Source organism: Nocardioides sp. NPDC057577 (assembly GCF_042801335.1).
In the GTDB taxonomy this organism is placed as follows: domain Bacteria; phylum Actinomycetota; class Actinomycetes; order Propionibacteriales; family Nocardioidaceae; genus Nocardioides.
Genome location: NZ_JBHVGB010000132.1, coordinates 1 through 17,342 on the forward strand (window position 1 = coordinate 1; position 17,342 = coordinate 17,342).

The window sequence follows — 17,342 nt, forward strand, 5'->3', positions numbered from 1 at the left end:
CGTCACTGCGACGGCCGGGCCGCTACCGTCGTCGGCATGAGTGCTGTCGAAGAGCTTCATGCCGCGCTGCGCGATGCCGGTGCGACGGTGGCCACGGCCGAGTCCCTGACCGCCGGGCGCCTGGCCGCGCTGCTCACCGAGCCTCCGGGCGCCTCGAAGACGTTTCGCGGGGGCTTCGTGACGTACGCGACGGAGCTGAAGCACACGCTGCTCGGTGTCCCCGTCTCGGTGATCGAGACCGTCGGGGTGGTCTCCGGGGAGTGCGCCGCGGCGATGGCCGCGGGGGCACGGGAACGGTCGGGGGCGACGTACGCGCTGGCGACCACGGGGGTCGCCGGGCCTGAGGAGCAGGAGGGAAAGCCCGTCGGGACGGTCTACGTGGGAGTTTCCGGTCCGCACGGTGAAACAACTGCGAGTCTCGGGCTGTCGGGCTCGCGCGCGGAGATCCAGCGTGATACGTGTTTGTTCGCTGTTGATGAACTACTCGGACTACTTCGGCGGGAACATCGAAGGGTCAGGTAGCGTTGGAGCCAGACGTCACCCAGATGTCGGTGACTTGTGAACTGTAGGAGGCTGACCGCAATGGTGCTCTTCCGTCGACTTCTCGGCGAGGTGCTTCGTGCCCAGCGGCTGGAGCGTGGGATGACCCTGCGTGAGGTCTCCGCGGAGGCGCGAGTCAGCCTCGGCTACATCTCCGAGGTGGAGCGTGGCCAGAAGGAAGCCTCCTCCGAGCTCCTCGCCTCGCTCTGCAGCGCGCTCGACGTTGCCCTCTCCGATGTTCTTCGCGACGTGTCCGACGCCGTGGCGCTCGAAGAGGCCACCATCCTCCGGATGCCCGTCCGCGCCGCGGCCGACGCCGCTGCCGCTTGATTCCTTCCCCAATCTGGGGGAGATTTCCGCATCCGTGTCTCAACGCGGATGGTTGCGTCTCCATGCCGACGTGAGCCCACCAGGGGCCCACGCGTTCATGGGGAGATGGTGCGATGAGCATGGCAGTCGAGAACGAGCTTCCGGGCCTGACGGTGCCGTCACCGCGTCTCGAGGGCGCCGCGCATTCCCCCGACCTGCTCGAGGCCGAGCTCTTCGGGCTGGAGGAGACCCTGAACATCCTTCGCGACGAGTTCACCTCGGTCGCTCCTGGCGAGCGGGCGCACGTCGCCCGCCAGATGCGTGACCTCCGGGTCCGGATCGCCCAGATCCGGATGCGGCTGCTCCACGGGGCCTAGGGCGCGCTCTACGCCTGGCAGCTCGCGCAGTAGTAGGCCGGGCGCTCCTTGCCCGGCTCGCCGACCCTGGCGACGGTCACGGTGCCGCCGCAGCGTCGGCACGTTCGGCGGCCGTAGACCCACATCTGACGGGAGCGTGACCAGTCGGCCTGCATCAGGTCGCGAGTGCGCTGAAGCATCCGTGGGAGTCGATCGCCGGCCTCCGCGACCGTACGCAACGGGCTGATCCCGGCGATGAAGCAGGTCTCGGCGGCGTAGATCGTGCCGATCCCGGCCAGGTTGGTCTGGTCGCGCAGCGCGTCGAAGAGGGGCCGCTCCGGTTGCCGGAAGAGGCGTTCGATGGCCGTCTCCGGGTCCCAGCCGTCGGCGAGGATGTCCGGGCCGAGATGGGCGACCAGCGGCTTCTCCTGGTCGCGGGGGACGAGGTCGACGATGCCGAGGAGGAAGCCGACCGCCTCGGTCTTCTCGGTGCGGAGCACCACTCGTGCCTGGAACCCGGGCTTGGGCCAGCGTCGGCCCACCTCGAGGATCCGCCAGGATCCCTCCATCTTCAGGTGGGTGTGCAGGGTCCACTCGCCGGTGCGGTGGTCGATCCGGGTCAGCAGGTGCTTGCCGTGGGTCACTGTCCCGCGCACGGTGCCGCCGGAGAGGTCCGCGGTGGCCAGCTGCGGGACCCGGAAGTCCGTACGTGTCAGGACCTGTCCCGCCAGCCCCTTGTCGAGCCTGCGGGCGGTCCGGAGCACCGCGTCCCCCTCTGGCATCGGTTCACCTGCTCGGCGAGGTGAGCCGGAGACCGCGCGGGGTGGCGATGAAGCCTGCGTACTGCAGCGCTTGGCGCAGCGGCGTCTCGCCGGAGCCGAGCAGCGGGGCGCCATCTGCCTTCTCGACGGTGAGCCGACCCAGCGCCCCTCGCCGAACTGCCTCGGCGAGCGCCTCGGCGGCCGGTTCGAGGAGGTTGGGGTCCTCGGACCAGGTCAGCAGCGTGCGGCCGCCGCGTTCGACGTACATCGCCAGCTCGCCGTCGACCAGCACCGCGATCGCGCCCGCCTTGCGGCCGGGCCGGTGGCCCTCCTCCGAGGCCGGCCAGGGGAGGGCGGCGCCGTAGGGGTTCGCGGGGTCGGTCGCGGCGAGTGCGAGGGCGACCGGTTTGTCGGCCGCCTCCACCCGGGAGAACGTACGCAGCCGGTCGACCGATCCTGCGGTGCCGAACTGGGCCGCACCCAGACCCTCGACGAAGTAACCCCGCCTGGCCCTTCCGGACTCCTCGAAGGCGCTGAGCACCTTGTAGACGGCGGCGAACCCGCCCGGGGTGCGCTCGGACTGGACCGCGCCGCGGGTGACCACGCCGTGCCGGTCCAGCAGCCGCTCGGCCGCCGCGTGGGCGCGCTTGGTCGGGTCGGAATCGGGCTCCGGCAGGATCGTCCAGCGCCCGGCGGTCTCCGGAAGGCCGGCCCGGGCCGGCATCCGCGTGCCGCCGGTGTAGCGGCCGCCGCGGGCTCGTGGCGGCGGTCTCCGGGAGCGGTGCGAGGGCGTGCCGGAACGGGTCAGCGCCCGCACCGGGAGCAGGGTGTCGTTGCTGACCCGTCCCGACCAGACCAGCTCCCACAGGGCCGCGCTCAGGTCGGCGTCGCTCGGTGTCTCCTCGGTCTGGGAGGAGACGGTCCGGGCGAGCTGGTGGAAGAACCAGGCGCCGCCGGGTTCGAGGGCTTCCAGGAGCCGTTCGGCGAGGGGCCCGGATGGCATCTCGGTGGGCGGTGGCAGGGTGAGGTCGGCGGTGTCGGCCGGGTGCAGGGAGACCCAGCCGTCGGTGCCGGGCAGGGTGCCGTGCCCTGCCCAGAGCACCTCACCTCCCGAGGTCAGCTCATCGAGGAACGCCGGCTCGTAGTCCACCACCCGCGCCGGCAGGATCAGGCTCTCCAGCGCGCTGGCCGGCACCGGGCACCCGGCCAGCTGGTCGACGACGCTCAGCACCCCGTCGACCCCGCGCAGCGCGCCCTTGCGTACGTTCGTCTTCTGCCAGGCCGGAAGGAACCTGCCCAGCGCCGCCGGCTCGACCGGCTCGACCTCCTTGCGCAGCCGGGCCAGCGAGCGTCGGCGCAGCATCCGGAGCACCTCGGCGTCACACCACTCCAGCCCGCTCCCGCCCGGCCGGAACTCACCGTCGAGCACCCGCCCCCGCGCCGAGAGCCGCGCCAGGGTGTGCCGGACGACTGCCTCTCCCAGCCCCAGCCGCGTGGCGACGTCGGTGGAGGTGAACGGACCGTGCGAGCGTGCATAGCGAGAGACCAGGTCGCCGACCGGGTCCTCGACGGGCTCGGTGAACGCCGACGGTACGCCCGGAGGAACCGCCACCCCCAGTCCGTCCCTGAGCCTGGCCACATCCTCGATCACCGCCCATCGAGCCTCTCCTGCCACCCGCACCTCGACCACCCGCCGAGCGTTGGCGAGCTCTGCGAGCACCTCGGGAATCCCATCGCCCTCGCTGGTCGAGCCGGATTCGTGAGGAACGAACGAATCCGGCTCGAGACCAACACGGTTCCCGTCGGCGCTCGAGTCGACCGTGTTGGTCTCGACACCGCTCGCTTCGCTCGCGGGCTCGACCAGCGGTGACGACGCGGTGCGGGCGGTGATCTCGTCGAGGGTGAGGGGGCCGATGGTGCGGATGAGGTCGGTGATGCCTTCGGTGCCACGGGCCTTCCTGCCGGGAGCCAGGCGCTGGAGCTCGGACTCGACCTCGGTCAGGACTTCCGGGTCGAGGAGCTCGCGGAGCTCGGCTCGACCCAACAGCTCGGCGAGGAGGCCCTGGTCGAGGGTGAGAGCGGCGGCGCGGCGCTCGGCCAGGGGCGAGTCGCCCTCGTAGAGGAACTGGGCGACGTAGCCGAAGAGCAGCGACTGGGCATAGGGGGACGGGGAGGGCGTGGCGACATCGACGATCGATATCTCGCGGCGTTCGATGCGCCGCAGGAGGCCGACCAGGGAGGGGAGGTCGTAGACGTCGCGGAGGCACTCGCGTACGGCCTCGAGGATGATCGGGAAGCTCGGGTACTGCGAGGCGACCTCGAGCAGGGCGGCGGAGCGCTGGCGCTGCTGCCACAGCGGCGAGCGGCGGCCGGGGTCGCGGCGGGGCAGGAGCAGGGCTCGCGCCGCGCACTCGCGGAAACGGCTGGCGAACAGTGCCGACCCGCCGACCTCGGTCGTGACCAGGTCCTCGATCTCGTCGGGCTCGAAGACGATGATCTCGCCGGTCGGTGCCTCGGCGTCGGTGTCGGGGAGCCGGATCACGATGCCGTCGTCGCTGTCGATCGCCTGCCCGTCGACCCCGTAGCGTTCCCGGATCCGGGCGTTGATCGCCAGCGCCCACGGCGCGTGCACCGGGCGGCCGTAGGGGGAGTGGACCACCAGTCGCCAGTCGCCCAGCTCGTCGCGGAAGCGCTCGACGACGATAGTGCTGTCGGAGGGGAGGACGTTGGTGGCCTCGGCCTGTTCGTGCAGGTAGGTGACCAGGTTGGCGGCGGCGTAGGCATCCAGGCCGTCCTCCTGCGCGCGCGCCTCCGCCTTCTTCGCGGGCAGCGCGGCGAGCTCGCGGGTGTAGGCGCCGACGGCCTCGCCGAGCTCCGCGGGCCGGCCGAGCGAGTCGCCCTTCCAGAACGGCAGCCTCCCTGGAATGCCGGGAGCCGGGGTCACCAGCACCCGGTCGTGGGTGATGTCCTCGATCCGCCAGCTCGTCGCGCCCAGCGCGAAGACGTCGCCGACCCGCGACTCGTAGACCATCTCCTCGTCGAGCTCGCCGACCCGCCGGCCCACCCCCTCACCGACCAGGTAGACCCCGAAGAGCCCGCGGTCGGGGATGGTGCCGCCGCTGGTGACGGCCAGCCGCTGTGCTCCCGGACGACCGGTCACGGTCCCGGCGACCCGGTCCCACACGATGCGCGGTCGCAGCTCGGCGAACTCCTCGCTCGGGTAGCGCCCGGCGAGCAGGTCGAGGGTCGCGTCGTAGGCGGAGCGGGGGAGGGTCGCGTACGACGCCGTCCGCCGGACCGTCGTGAACAGCTCGTCGACGTCCCAGGTGTCCAGGGCGGTGGCCGCGACGATCTGCTGGGCGAGTACGTCGAGCGGGTTGGTCGGGAGGCTCATCGACTCGATCAGGCCCTGCCGCATCCGCTGCACGCTGACCGCGGTCTGGGCGAGGTCGCCGCGATGCTTGGGGAAGAGCACCCCGCGGGAGACCTCACCGACCTGGTGGCCGGCCCGCCCGACGCGTTGGAGAGCGGAGGCGACGCTGGGCGGTGACTCGATCTGGACGACGAGGTCGACCGCGCCCATGTCGATGCCGAGCTCGAGGCTGGAGGTGGCGACCACCGCCGGCAGCCGGCCGGACTTGAGGTCGTCCTCGATCAGCGCGCGCTGCTCCTTCGACACGCTGCCGTGGTGAGCCTTGGCGATCACCTGCGCCGCACCGTGCGACTGACCCGACTGCGCCATCACCTGCGCGGGCGGCGGCCCGGTCTCGAACACCCGGTCGGAGGCGATCTCGTTGAGCCGCGCGGTCAGCCGCTCCGCGATCCGGCGCGAGTTGGCGAAGACGATGGTGGAGCGATGGGCGGTGACCAGGTCGGCGACGTGCTCCTCCACGTGCGGCCAGATCGAGGAGGCCCGCTGCGGATCCTCCTCGTCCTCGTCGTAAGGGCTCGGCGCGGTCATGTCCTCGACCGGCACGACCACGCTGAGGTCCCACCGCTTCTCGGCGGGTGGCGCGACGATCTCGACGGGCTGGGCACCGCCCAGATAGCGGGCGACCTCCTCCAGCGGGCGCACGGTTGCCGAGAGCCCGATCCGCTGCGCCGGTGCGTCCAGCAGCGCGTCGAGGCGCTCCAGGGTGAGCGCCAGGTGGGAGCCGCGCTTGGTCGCCGCGACCGCGTGGACCTCGTCGACGATCACCGTCTCGACGCTGCGCAGGATCTCGCGCGCCTGGCTGGTCAGCATCAGGAACAGCGACTCGGGCGTGGTGATCAAGATGTCCGGGGGAGCGGTCGTCAGGCGCCGCCGGTCGGCCGCGGTCGTGTCGCCGGACCGCACCCCGACGCGCACCTCGGGCGCGTCCACCCCCAGCCGCTCGGCGGTCTGCCGGATCCCCACCAGTGGCGAGCGCAGGTTGCGCTCGACGTCGACGCCGAGCGCTTTGAGCGGCGAGATGTAGAGCACCCGGCAGCGCTGCTTCTTCTCAGGCACCGGCTCGGTGAGCAGCTTGTCGATCGACCACAGGAACGCGCTCAGCGTCTTGCCCGAGCCGGTGGGCGCCACCACCAGCGCGTTGCGCCCCGCCCCGACGGCCTCCCAGGCACCGGCCTGAGCCGCGGTCGGCGCCGCGAAGGCAGCCGCGAACCACGTACGTGTCGGGTCGCTGAACCGCGCCAACGCCTGGGACGTGTCGCTCATAGGGACAAACTTAGTCGCGACCACCGACACTCAGCGGCCACACTGACCTCATGCATCTCATCAACCTCTTCGGCCCACCGGCGGTCGGCAAGATGAGCGTGGGCCGGGAGATCGCGGCACGTACGCCGTACCGTCTCTTCCACAACCACGCCACGATCGAGCCGCTGCTGGAGGTCTTCGACTGGGAGATGCCGTCGTTCGGGATGCTCAAGGCCGAGTTCCGGCGACGGGTGATCGAGGAGGCGGTGGCCTCCGAGCTCCCGGGCCTCATCTTCACCTATGTCTGGGCGCTCGAGGTCCCCGAGGACGCGGAGGCCGTCACCAGGCTGGTTGCTCCCGTGGTCGAGGCGGGCGGGAAGGTCGACTGTGTCGAGCTGTACGCCGATCTGCCGACCCGTCTGAGTCGCGAGGGCACCCCCGAGCGGCTGGCCGCGAAGCCGTCCAAGCGCGACACCGAGTGGGCGAGGGCCAACGCCGTGGACTGGAACGAGCGCCATGTGCTCTCGACCGGCCCGGAGATGCCGTTCCCGCTGCGTTTCCCGCACACCGTGGTCGACAACACCCGTCTGTCCGCGGCCGAGACCGCCGAGGAGATCATCACCCGCCTCGGACTGCCGATCAGTCCCTGATGTGCCGGAGTCCTGAAACCAGGGCGCGCTCGGCGCCCAGGTGTGGTCCAATCCCGCTGTGGACCTCGCGCTCGACCTGACCGACCGCGCCGTGCGATCCGCGTCGCTCTACCAGGCCCTGCGCGACGCGATCGGCGACGGCAGGCTCAATGTGGGCGACCGGCTGCCCGCGAGCCGCGCGCTGGCGTCCGATCTGGGGATCTCACGCACCACCGTCGCGACGGTCTACGAACGCCTGGTCGCCGAAGGGTTCCTGGAGTCGCGGGTGGGCTCGGGGACGTACGTCGCGGCTGTCGCGGGAAGCCCCAGGGCCGGCGCCCCCGGGGCGCTGACCCCGCGACCGGGCTGGCGCTGGGCCCCACGGCCGACGAGCGCGGAGGCTGCGGTCCCGGCGTACGACCTGCGGGTGGGGATCCCCGACGCCGAGCTCTTCCCGTTCGACACCTGGCGACGGATCCTCGCGGCCGAGTCGCGGCTGCGCGGCCACAACCCCGGCACCTACGCCTCGCCGGCGGGACTGCCGAGGCTGCGCGAGGCGCTGGCGCACACGGTGGCCTACCACCGTGGGGTGCGGGCCGACCCGGGACAGATCGTGGTCACCAGCGGCACCCAGCAGGCGCTCGATCTCGTCGCCCGGGTGCTGCTGGAGCCGGGCGACATCGTCGCCGTGGAGGACCCCGGCTACCCGTCCGCGCTCGACCTCTTCGCCTCCCACGGCGCCCGGGTGGTGCCGGTCCCGGTCGACTCCGAAGGGCTGGTCGTCGAGCAGATACCGGAGCAGGCCCGGCTCGTCTACACGACCCCGAGCCACCAGTTCCCGCTCGGCGTACGCCTCTCCCTCCCACGCCGCCGAGCCCTCCTCGCCTTCGCGAACACGCATGACGCGGGCATCGTGGAGGACGACTACGACAGCGAGTTCCGGTTCACCGAACGGCCCCTCGAGCCGCTGCACGCCCTCGACGACCAGGGCCGGGTGATCTATGTCGGGACCTTCTCCAAGTCGCTGCTCCCCAGCTTGCGTGCCGGCTATCTGGTCACCCCCGCCTCGCTGGTCGATGCGCTGCTCGCCGCCAAGCAGCTCACCGACGGCTTCGGCCCCGTCCAGCCCCAGGCCGCCCTGGCCCGGTTCCTGGAGGAGGGCCTCCTCGCCCGTCATGTGCGCAAGGCGTCCAAGACGTACGCCGAGCGCCGCTCGCTCCTCCTCGAGACCCTCTCCACGTGGCCGGTCGAGGTGCTCCCGTCGGCGGCCGGACTGCACCTGTCCGCCTACGCGGATCTCCCCGCCGACCTGCCCGAACGTGCCGCGGCCGAGGGGCTGGCGCTGGACACGATCGGCGCGCATCGGATGCTGCCCGGTCGTGACGGGCTGTTCCTAGGCTATGGAGCCGTCCGGACAGAGAGCCTGCCCCGCGGGCTCGAGCTCCTGGCCACCCTCGCGGGCTGGACGTGACCGGCCTCGTCTCGAGGTGGCCAGCGACCAGGCCAGACCGGCCCCGCCGCAGATCACCGGGCCGAGCAGGTGGGCGCCGGTGAGCCCCAGCAGGGCCAGCGCCGCGACCATCGAGCAGACCGCCGCCCACCAGGAGCCGGTGCCACGAGGGAGCAGCCGCAGCGCGGCCGCCGCCCCCACCACGTACAGCAGGGAGAAGGTCCCCGACGCCATCAGGAGGAGGGCATCGGTCGAGGTGCCGGCGACCCAGATGACCGCGAGCGAGCCGAGCGCGACGGCACAGATGGCGAGCAACGAGCGGCGCGGGATGCCGGACCCGGGCTCGGCCAGGAACCGCGGCAACGCACCGTCGCGGGCCAACGACGCGCCCAGCCGCGAGCCGCCGGCGAAGTAGGCGTTGATCGCCCCGATGGTCAGCAGCACCGCGACCACGGCGGTCACCGGGCGTGCGGGCTCCCCGAAGCCGAGGACGAGCAGGTCCGCCAGCGGCGCGGCACCGGAGGTGGACCCGAGCGAGGCGACCGTCGCGAACGCGATCCCGAGGTAGAGCACCGTCACGACCCCCAGCGCCAGGAACGTGGCCCGGCGGATGTCGCGCGCCGGGTCGCGGTACTCGGCCGAGAGCGAGGAGAGGATCTCCCACCCCGCGAACGCCCACACCAGCATCGCCGCCGCGGTGCCGACCGCACCCCATCCGTGCGGCGCGAACGGCGTCAGCCGCCCCAGGTCGGCGTGCGGCAGCGCCACCACGACCGCCACCGCGAGCAGCAGGGCGATGGCTCCGGCGATCGCCAGTTGCACGCCTCCGGACACCTTGATCCCGAACCAGTTCATCGCGGTGACCAGCGCGATGATCCCCGCCGTCGCGGCGAGGGACATGGTCCGGCCGCCGCCGAAGGCGTCGGCGACGTACGCCCCGCCGAACCCGGCCGCGACCGGCGCCCCCACGCCGATCGTCAGGTAGAACGCCCAGCCGACCATGGTCGCGACGTGCGGGTTGAAGGCGAGCCGTGCGTACGTCGCCACCCCGCCGCCGTCAGGATGCCGCGCCCCCAGCGCGGCGAAGGTCGCCGCGAGCGGCACCGAGAGCACGATCAGGGCCAGCCAGGCCACCAGCGAGGCCGGCCCGGCCTCGCTCGCCGCCAGCGCGGGCAGGGAGATGACACCGGTGCCGAGCACCGCACCGAGGGTGAGAGCCGCGCCCTGGGGCACGGAGAGTCCGTCGTTCTTCACGCCCCTGACGCTAGTGAGCGCGGCACCCGCTGCGCCCGGCCAATCAGCCCCTCGTCTCCTGGGCCAATCCGCCCTTAACGTACGTTGCGCCGCACCCGCTCCTCGTACGCCGCCCGCGCCGACGGGTCGACCCCCGCGAGCAGCTGCGAGGCGTTGGTCGCCCGGTCGATGAAGTCCTGGAACCGTCGCGGCATCGCCTGGGTGATCTTGGTCAGGGACTGGGCCCAGTTGGGCACCCAGACCTCGGGCCGCGGCTCGCGGATGACCGACTCGATCGCCTCCGCGACGTCCTCGGCGGTGACCGGCTTCATCCCCTTCGCCGCCGGCACCCCGTCGGCGAGCTCGGTCTGCACGACCGCGGGCAGGATGAGCGAGACGTCGACCCCTGAGGGCGCCAGCTCCATCCGCAGCGCCTCGGAGAAGCCGACCACGGCGAACTTCGAGGCCGAGTAGGTCGCCGCGTCCGGGACCGGCACCCGGCCGACGGCCGAGGCGACGTTGACGATGTGCCCCTGACCCCGGTCGACCATCGCCGGCGCGACCGCCTTGATCCCGTTGATCGGGCCGTGCACGTTGACCTCGAAGATCGCCCGGGTGAGCGCGTCGTCCTCCTTCAGGACCGAGCCGAGCGGCATGATCCCGGCGTTGTTGACCAGCACGTCCCACGGTCCCAGGTCCGCGACCGACTCGAGGAACGTACGCCAGGAGGCGGGGTCGGTGACGTCGAGATGCGCGGCCACGACCCGCGAGCCGAACTCGGCGGTCACCTCCTCGAGCAGGTCCGGGTCCAGGTCGCCCACAGCGACCTTCGCGCCGGCGCGGGCGAGCCGCTCGACGGTGGCGCGACCGATGCCGCGCGCGCCGCCGGTGACGATGACGGACATTGCCTCGACGGGACGGCTCATGACTCTCCTTCGGTGGTGCGGACCATGCTGCGTACGGCCTTTCTGTCGGTCTTGCCCACGCTGGTGACGGGGACGGCGTCGAGGATCAGCACCTCGCGGGGGTACTTGTGCGGCGCTAGCCGCGTCTTGGCGAAGGCGATCAGCTCCTCGGGGGTGGTGCGTGCGCCGGGATGAAGGGCGACTGCCGCGACCACCTCCTCGCCTCGCTGGGTGTCCGGGCGTCCGACCACCGCGGCGGCGGTGACGGCGTCGTGGGCGAGCAGCGCGTCCTCGACGTCGCGCGGGAAGACGTTGAACCCGCCCCGGATGATCAGGTCCTTGATCCGGTCGTCGACGTAGAGGTACCCGTCGGCGTCGAAGTGGCCGATGTCGCCGGTGCGCAGCCAGCCGTCGACGACGGTCGCCGCCGTCTGCGCAGGGTCGTTCCAGTAGCCCTGCATCACCCCGGGACCACGCACCCAGATCTCGCCCTCCTCGCCGGTCGGGACCGCTTCGCCATCGGGGCCGGCGATGATCACCTCGGCGTGGGAGAGCGGCTTGCCGACGCTGCCCGGCCGCGACTCCTCGAGGGTGGAGGCGGCGATGACCGCGCTCGACTCGGTGCAGCCGTAGCCCTCCAGGATGGACACGTCGAAGGCCTCCTCGGCCTTCTCCCGCAGCGCCGGCAGCAGCGGTGCGCCACCGCTGCCGAAGGAGCGCAGCGAGCTCAGGTCGTAGTCCTGGTAGGGCTGGTCGAGCAGCATCTGCAGCATCGAGGGCACCACCGTGCTCGACTCGACCCGGTGCTCCTGGGCGAGCTCGAGCCACCCCTTGGCGTCGAACCACCGCTGCAGCACCGAGCTCTGCGGCCTCGACGAGTGCATGCCGCTGATCACCACGATCAGGCCGTACGCATGGGAGAGCGGCAGCGGCAGCAGCCACCGTGTCGTGCCCTGGCTCTCCCCGACCCGGTGGAGGGCGTGCCCGGACTCCCACAGCCCGCGGTGGCTCAGCATCACGCCCTTGGCCCGCCCGGTGGTGCCGCCGGTGTAGAGCAGCGCCGCGAGGTCGTCGTCACCGCGCGGGGCGATGTCGATCGGGTCGGCGCTCTCCAGGATCTGGTACGCGACCAGGGCCCTGGGCTCCCCGCTGGTCGAGCCGCCGGAGCCGCTAGGCGAAGGCGTGTCGAGACCAACACGGTCCCCTCCGGCGCTCGATCGAGCTGTGTTGGTCTCGACACCGCTCGCTTCGCTCGCGGGCTCGACCAGCGGTGCTGGGACGTCTCCGGCCACGATGACGGTGAGGTCGAGACCCTCGGAGGCGGCCTGCACCAGCGGCAGCAGCTCGGGCGTGACGATGGCCGCCCTGGCCCCGGAGTCCTCGAGGATGTGACGCAGCTCGGGCGGGGTCTGCAGGAAGATCACCGGCGTCACCACCGCGCCGAGGCGCCACAGGGCGCGATAGCTGACGAAGACCTCCGGGGTGTTCATGGTGAGCACCACGACCCGGTCACCGGGCTCGATGCCGAGCCTGCACAGGCCGCCGGCGACCCGCGCGGACCGCTCGGCGATCTCCGCGGAGGAGTGCCAGGTGCCTTCGAAGAAGATCATCGGGTGGTCGCCGTGGCGGGCGTAGGACTCCTCGGCCAGCACCGCCAGGTTGTGCCGGCCCGGAAGCGCGCTCATCGTGCGCCCAGCTTCCGCAGTGCCTTGAGCTGCCCGTTGCCCAGCGCGACGAACTTCTCGACCGTCTGCCCCTTGAACGGCCCGATCGGGCCCATCCGGGAGGCCGCGAGGGTCTGGGCGTCGGTGAACTTCCGGATCCCGTCCGCGCCGTGGCGGCGACCGAGCCCACTCGATCCCATGCCACCCATCCCGGCCTCGATGCTCCCGGCAGCCAGGGCGGCGCCGTCGTTGATGTTCACCGCGCCCGCGCGGATGCGGCGGGCGATCATGTCGGCCTCGCGCACGTTCTTGCTGAACACGCTCGCCGAGAGCCCGGCCTCGCCCTGGTTGGCGATACGGACCGCCTCCTCGTCGCTGTCCGCGCGGTAGAGCGCGATGACCGGGCCGAAGGTCTCACCGAGACACAGGTCCATCTCGTCGCTCACGCCCTCCAGGACGGTCGGGGCGAAGGCGTACGGACCCACCTCGGCGAGCGGCTCGCCGCCGGCGAGCACGGTCGCACCCTTCGCGACCGCGTCGGTGACGTGGGCGGTGACCTTGTCGAGCTGCGCCTGCGAGGCCAGCGACCCGACGTCGGCGGAGTAGTCGAAGGTCTGCCCGACCACCTGGCTCTCCGTCTCGGCGACCAGCGCCTGGCGGAAGGTGTCGTAGACGTCCTCGTGCACCACCACGCGCTCGATGTGGACACACATCTGGCCGGTGTTGGCGAAGGCCGCCATCACCGTGCCGCGAGCGGCCTGGGCGAGGTCGGCGTCGCGGCGGACGATGAGCGGGTTCTTCCCGCCGAGCTCGAGCGAGGCGCCGATCAACCGGCCCGCGGCGCGCTGGGCCACGATCCGTCCGGTGGCCGTCGAGCCGGTGAAGGCGATGTAGTCGACGTTGTCGATGACCGCCTCGCCGGTGGCCGCGCCCGGCCCGGTGACGACCTGCCAGACGTGCTCGGGCAGCCCCGCCTCGGCCATCAGCGCCCTCGCCCACAGCAGCGTCAACGGCGCCTGCGGGTCGGCCTTGCTGATCACGGCCGCTCCGGCGAGCAGAGCCGGGACGGCGTCGCCGACCCCGAGATAGAGCGGGTAGTTCCACGGCGAGATGATCCCGACGACCTGCTTCGGCACCCGCACCTCCTTCACGGAGGTGATGCCGGGGATGGCCCCGCGCACGCGCTTGTCGGCGAGATAGGTGGGGCCTCGACGCGCGTAGTGGCGGGCGATGGTGCCGACCTGGAGGATCTCCTGCCAGGCGTGAAAGCGGGCCTTGCCCATCTCCCACTGGATCAGGTCGAGCACCTCGTCCTGGCGCTCGACCAGCAGGTCGTGGAACCGGAGCATGACCTCGGCACGGTCCTGGAAGTCGAGCGTGGCCCAGTCGGGCTGGGCCGCCCGCGCCGCAGCCGCGGCCTCGGTGACGTCCGCGGCGGTCACAGAGGGCACCGGAGCGGTCGGTAGGGCGTCGTACGGCGCGGTCGCGGTCAGCGTGCCGTCACCTCCGGAGACCGGGGCCGAGACCCACCGGGTCCAGGAGGCGAGCCGCGCCTCGTCGACCCATCCGGGACGTACGCTCTCGGCCGCGGTTGTCTTCGTGGTCATCGATCTCCTCAGATCCGGATCAGGTGGATGGGGTTGCCGTCCTTCGGGAACGGCAGCGAGCTGTTGTCGAGAGGGGCGCGGTAGCCGGGGGAGACGCTCCACCGGTAGTCGCGCAGGAGTCGGTGCAGGATCGACTTGACCTCCAGGCCGGCGAAGTAGAGACCGATGCACTTGTGCACCCCGCCGCCGAACGGCTCCCACGCCATCCGGTGGCTCTTGTCCTCGCGCCGGTGCGGCGCGAACCGCTCGGGGTCGAACACGGTCGGGTTGGTCCAGTAGTCCTCCATCATGTGGCTGAACTGGACCCCGACCATCACGCCGGTGTCGGCGGGGATGCGGACGCCGAGGAGGCGGGTCTCCTTGACCGTACGCCGGATCAGCGCGGGCACCGGGGCACGCAGCCGCAGCGCCTCCTTCATCACCAGGTCGAGGCTCTGCAGGCTCTCGAGCTCGGCCATGGTCGGCGCCGGACCGAGCGCGAGCGACTCCTCGCGGCAGCGCTGCTGCCACTGCGGATGCTGGCCGAGGTACTGCAGCATCGTCGAGGTGGTGATCGTCGAGGTGTCGTGGGCGGCCATCATCAGGAAGATCATGTGGTTGACGACGTCCTCGTCGCTGAACCGCTCGCCGTCGTCGGTCTCGATGTGGCACAGCACCGAGAAGATGTCGTCGCTCTGCTTCGCGCGTTTGGCGGGGAGGTAGTGGCGCAGGAACCCCTCGAGCACCTTCCGCCCACGGAACGCCCGGCCCCAGCGGGTCAACGGCACATCGGCACGTACGACGCCGGGGGCCGCCTGCACGCAGGCGATGAACGCCTTGTTGACCCGGTCCATCTCGGCGCGGCTGGTCTCGGACGCCCCACCCATGAAGATGTCCGCGGCGATGTCGAGGGTGAGCTGCTTGAGTCTCGGGTAGGCCGGGAACGCCGCAGTGTGGGCCCAGCCGCGCATGCCCTGCGCGATCGCCGGGTGCATCGCGGTCGTATACGTGGCGAGCCGGTCCCGGGTGAAGGCCTCCTGCATGATGCGGCGATGGGCGTGGTGCTCCTCGAGGTCGAGCAGCATCAGGCCACGGTCGAAGAAGGGCCCGACGATCTGTCCCCAGGCCGGCCCGTTGGCGTACGCCTTCTCCTTGTTGCGCAGCACCGCCTCGCACGCGTCCGGGCCGAGCGCGACCACCCCGGTCTCGCCGGCACGGAAGAACGGCGAGACCGGGCCGTACGTCTCCCACTGGTGCCGGTAGAAGCCGACCGGGTCGCGCGAGTAGTCCAGCAGCCGGCCGACCCAGGGGAGGCCGCGGTCGCCGGGCACGAGTCGTGGGACCTCGCGGAGCGCCTCGGTCGCTGTCATGGTGCCTGATCCATCGTCTGACCTCCCGGTCCCGAGTGACGTGTCCGAGGTTAGTCAGGTAGAACGTGTTCCCGCAGCCGTTCGGCGGGCATGGATGCGCCTCGGGCGTTGTTGAGGTGTTTGTGGAGAGCTACGAATCAGTGGTGATCGGTGCCGGTCAGGCCGGTCTGTCGGCTTCCTACCACCTCAGCCGGCTGGGCGTACGCCACGTCGTGCTCGACGCCGAGCGGCGCCCCGGCGGCGCCTGGCAGCACCGCTGGGACTCGCTCACCATGCACGACGTGCACGGCGTCGCGGACCTGCCGGACGGGCGGGCGCCGGGGGAGTCGGGCGAGCGCGCCAACGTCGCGGTGCCGGGCTGGTTCGGTCTCTACGAGTCTCTGCACGATCTTCCGGTGGAGCGCCCCGTCTCGGTGACGTCGGTGACCTCCGTCGGTGACCTGCTGGCGGTGCACTCGGCCGACGGTCGCACCTGGTTCACTCGTACGCTGGTCAACGCGACCGGGACCTGGACGCGACCGTTCGTCCCGCACTACCCGGGGGCCTCGACCTTCCTCGGGGAGCAGGTGCACACCCACGACTATCCGGGCGCTGCGCACTTCCGGGGCAAGCGCGTCGCCGTCGTCGGCGGGGGAGCCTCGGCGGTGCAGTTCCTCGGCGAGCTCGCGCCGGTGACCTCGGTGCTGTGGGTGACTCGACGTGAGCCGGTCTGGCGCACCGACTTCGACGCCGAGCGCGGACGCGAGGCGGTGGGTTTGGTGGCTGAGCGGGTCGAGGCCGGGTTGCCGCCCGCGAGCGTCGTCAGCGTCACCGGTCTCTCGCTGCGTCCGCAGGAGCAGGAGGCCGCGCGGCTCGGGGTCTACGAGCGCCGGCTGCCGATGTTCAGCCTCATCGAGCCGTCCGGGCTGCGGTGGTCATCCGGTGCGTACGAGCCCGTCGAGGCGATCCTGTGGGCGACCGGGTTCCGGCCGGCCGTCACTCACCTCGCTCCGCTTCATCTGCGAAGCTCGCACGGAGGGATCCCGCTGCTGCGCGGCTCGGCCGACGTCCAGACCGCCGTCACCGCTGCGTACGACCCGCGGGTCCAGCTCGTCGGCTACGGCCCGTCGGCCAGCACCATCGGAGCCAGCCGTGCCGGCCGTGCCGCTGCCCTCGCGGTCAGGCGACAGCTGACCGAGGACGGTCAGCTCGCGACTGGGTGAGTCGTCCTCACAGTGAGCCGAGGTCGGCCGAGATCCAGTGCTCCGGCGTGAGCCGGATCGTCACCTCGGGCGGAAAGCCCGCCGCCTGCGCGAGGTAGGCGTCGGCTGCTTCGGGCGGCAGGTAGCGCCGCGCCATCGCCTCCGCTTCGCCCTCTTCCGCATCCGCGATCCGCACCGGCCCTTCGACCGACACGTAGCGGACCGTCGGGTCCAGGCGCTCCACCATCAGCGTGCAGCGTCCTGCTGCCGCGATCAGCCTGGTCTTCAGCGAGTCCTTGCCGGTGACAAACCATGCGTCGCCGTCGGGGGTGTAGTCGTACCAGATCGGGACGGTCAGGGGCGCTCTTCCGTTCTCTCGGGCTACTGAGAGTGCTGCGATCAGGGGTTGGGTGAGGAGCTCTTGGCGGTCTTGTCGTGAGATGCCCATGTTTCGACCGTACGGTGTCCAGCCATCCTGCTGCTCGACCTCGACCTCGCCCTCGCCGCTGGTCGAGCCGCGAGCGCCAGCGAGCGTGTCGAGACCAACACGGTCGCTTTCGGGGCTGGTTCTTCTTGGGACCGTGGGCCGCCGACCCTTGCTTGGAGGGTCTTCTCGACGGGCCCCGGAGTAAAGGACGGCCTTCGGCCGCCGGCTTCGCCGGCCGCTTCGCGGTCCTTGACAC

At 71.6% G+C, this 17,342-nt stretch carries 14 protein-coding genes; 6 read left to right on the forward strand and 8 right to left on the reverse strand.

Annotation, left to right across the window (positions count from 1 at the left end; all coding sequences use genetic code 11):
- Positions 1-36: 36 nt before the first annotated feature.
- From ACFU7D_RS21595 to ACFU7D_RS21605, 3 genes are all read left to right on the forward strand, one after another.
- Complete coding sequence (locus tag ACFU7D_RS21595; RefSeq protein ID WP_378870979.1) at positions 37-522, forward strand: CinA family protein; 486 nt, start codon at positions 37-39, stop codon at positions 520-522.
- A 60-nt stretch (positions 523-582) separates the two neighbouring features.
- Positions 583-870: a helix-turn-helix domain-containing protein gene (locus ACFU7D_RS21600; protein WP_040754988.1), complete on the forward strand. Its 288-nt coding sequence runs from the start codon at positions 583-585 to the stop codon at positions 868-870.
- 113 nt (positions 871-983) lie between these two features.
- On the forward strand, positions 984-1,226 hold the full coding sequence (locus tag ACFU7D_RS21605) for a hypothetical protein (protein WP_378870981.1): 243 nt from the start codon (positions 984-986) through the stop codon (positions 1,224-1,226).
- A gap of 8 nt (positions 1,227-1,234) precedes the next feature.
- On the opposite strand, the gene ACFU7D_RS21610 is transcribed toward ACFU7D_RS21605, so the two are convergent.
- Together ACFU7D_RS21610 and ACFU7D_RS21615 are read right to left on the reverse strand one after the other, a co-directional pair.
- On the reverse strand, positions 1,235-1,987 hold the full coding sequence (locus tag ACFU7D_RS21610) for a DNA-formamidopyrimidine glycosylase family protein (protein ID WP_378870984.1): 753 nt from the start codon (positions 1,985-1,987) through the stop codon (positions 1,235-1,237).
- A 4-nt stretch (positions 1,988-1,991) separates the two neighbouring features.
- On the reverse strand, positions 1,992-6,662 hold the full coding sequence (locus ACFU7D_RS21615; RefSeq protein ID WP_378870987.1) for a DEAD/DEAH box helicase: 4,671 nt from the start codon (positions 6,660-6,662) through the stop codon (positions 1,992-1,994).
- A 50-nt stretch (positions 6,663-6,712) separates the two neighbouring features.
- On the opposite strand from ACFU7D_RS21615, the gene ACFU7D_RS21620 reads away from it, so the two are divergent.
- Both ACFU7D_RS21620 and ACFU7D_RS21625 read left to right on the forward strand, forming a co-directional pair.
- A complete protein-coding gene (locus tag ACFU7D_RS21620; RefSeq protein ID WP_378870990.1) occupies positions 6,713-7,291 on the forward strand; it encodes a hypothetical protein in 579 nt (192 codons plus the stop codon).
- A 58-nt stretch (positions 7,292-7,349) separates the two neighbouring features.
- Positions 7,350-8,741: a PLP-dependent aminotransferase family protein gene (locus ACFU7D_RS21625; protein ID WP_378870992.1), complete on the forward strand. Its 1,392-nt coding sequence runs from the start codon at positions 7,350-7,352 to the stop codon at positions 8,739-8,741.
- Here ACFU7D_RS21625 and ACFU7D_RS21630 read toward each other — a convergent pair.
- From ACFU7D_RS21630 to ACFU7D_RS21650, 5 genes are all read right to left on the reverse strand, one after another.
- Complete coding sequence (locus tag ACFU7D_RS21630) at positions 8,664-9,974, reverse strand: APC family permease (RefSeq protein ID WP_378871001.1); 1,311 nt, start codon at positions 9,972-9,974, stop codon at positions 8,664-8,666. The two genes, ACFU7D_RS21625 and ACFU7D_RS21630, sit on opposite strands and share 78 nt — an antisense overlap.
- 74 nt (positions 9,975-10,048) lie before the next feature.
- The gene (locus ACFU7D_RS21635) at positions 10,049-10,879 is read right to left on the reverse strand and encodes an SDR family oxidoreductase (RefSeq protein ID WP_378871004.1); all 831 of its coding nucleotides are present in this window, start codon (positions 10,877-10,879) and stop codon (positions 10,049-10,051) included.
- Complete coding sequence (locus ACFU7D_RS21640; protein WP_378871006.1) at positions 10,876-12,543, reverse strand: class I adenylate-forming enzyme family protein; 1,668 nt, start codon at positions 12,541-12,543, stop codon at positions 10,876-10,878. The genes ACFU7D_RS21635 and ACFU7D_RS21640 overlap by 4 nt, the downstream gene beginning before the upstream one ends.
- Entirely contained in the window at positions 12,540-14,129 is a 1,590-nt protein-coding gene (locus tag ACFU7D_RS21645; protein ID WP_378871008.1) for a succinic semialdehyde dehydrogenase, read from the reverse strand. Before ACFU7D_RS21645 ends, ACFU7D_RS21640 begins: the two co-directional genes overlap by 4 nt.
- Before the next feature lie 8 nt (positions 14,130-14,137).
- Positions 14,138-15,478 carry a cytochrome P450 gene (locus ACFU7D_RS21650; RefSeq protein WP_378871011.1) on the reverse strand — a complete coding sequence of 447 codons (1,341 nt, stop codon included), beginning with the start codon at positions 15,476-15,478 and terminating at the stop codon, positions 14,138-14,140.
- A 122-nt stretch (positions 15,479-15,600) separates the two neighbouring features.
- Here ACFU7D_RS21650 and ACFU7D_RS21655 point away from each other — a divergent pair, with 122 nt between their 5' ends.
- A complete protein-coding gene (locus tag ACFU7D_RS21655) occupies positions 15,601-16,680 on the forward strand; it encodes an NAD(P)-binding domain-containing protein (protein ID WP_378871014.1) in 1,080 nt (359 codons plus the stop codon).
- A 7-nt stretch (positions 16,681-16,687) separates the two neighbouring features.
- On the opposite strand, the gene ACFU7D_RS21660 is transcribed toward ACFU7D_RS21655, so the two are convergent.
- On the reverse strand, positions 16,688-17,107 hold the full coding sequence (locus ACFU7D_RS21660; RefSeq protein ID WP_378871016.1) for a pyridoxamine 5'-phosphate oxidase family protein: 420 nt from the start codon (positions 17,105-17,107) through the stop codon (positions 16,688-16,690).
- Positions 17,108-17,342: the final 235 nt, after the last annotated feature.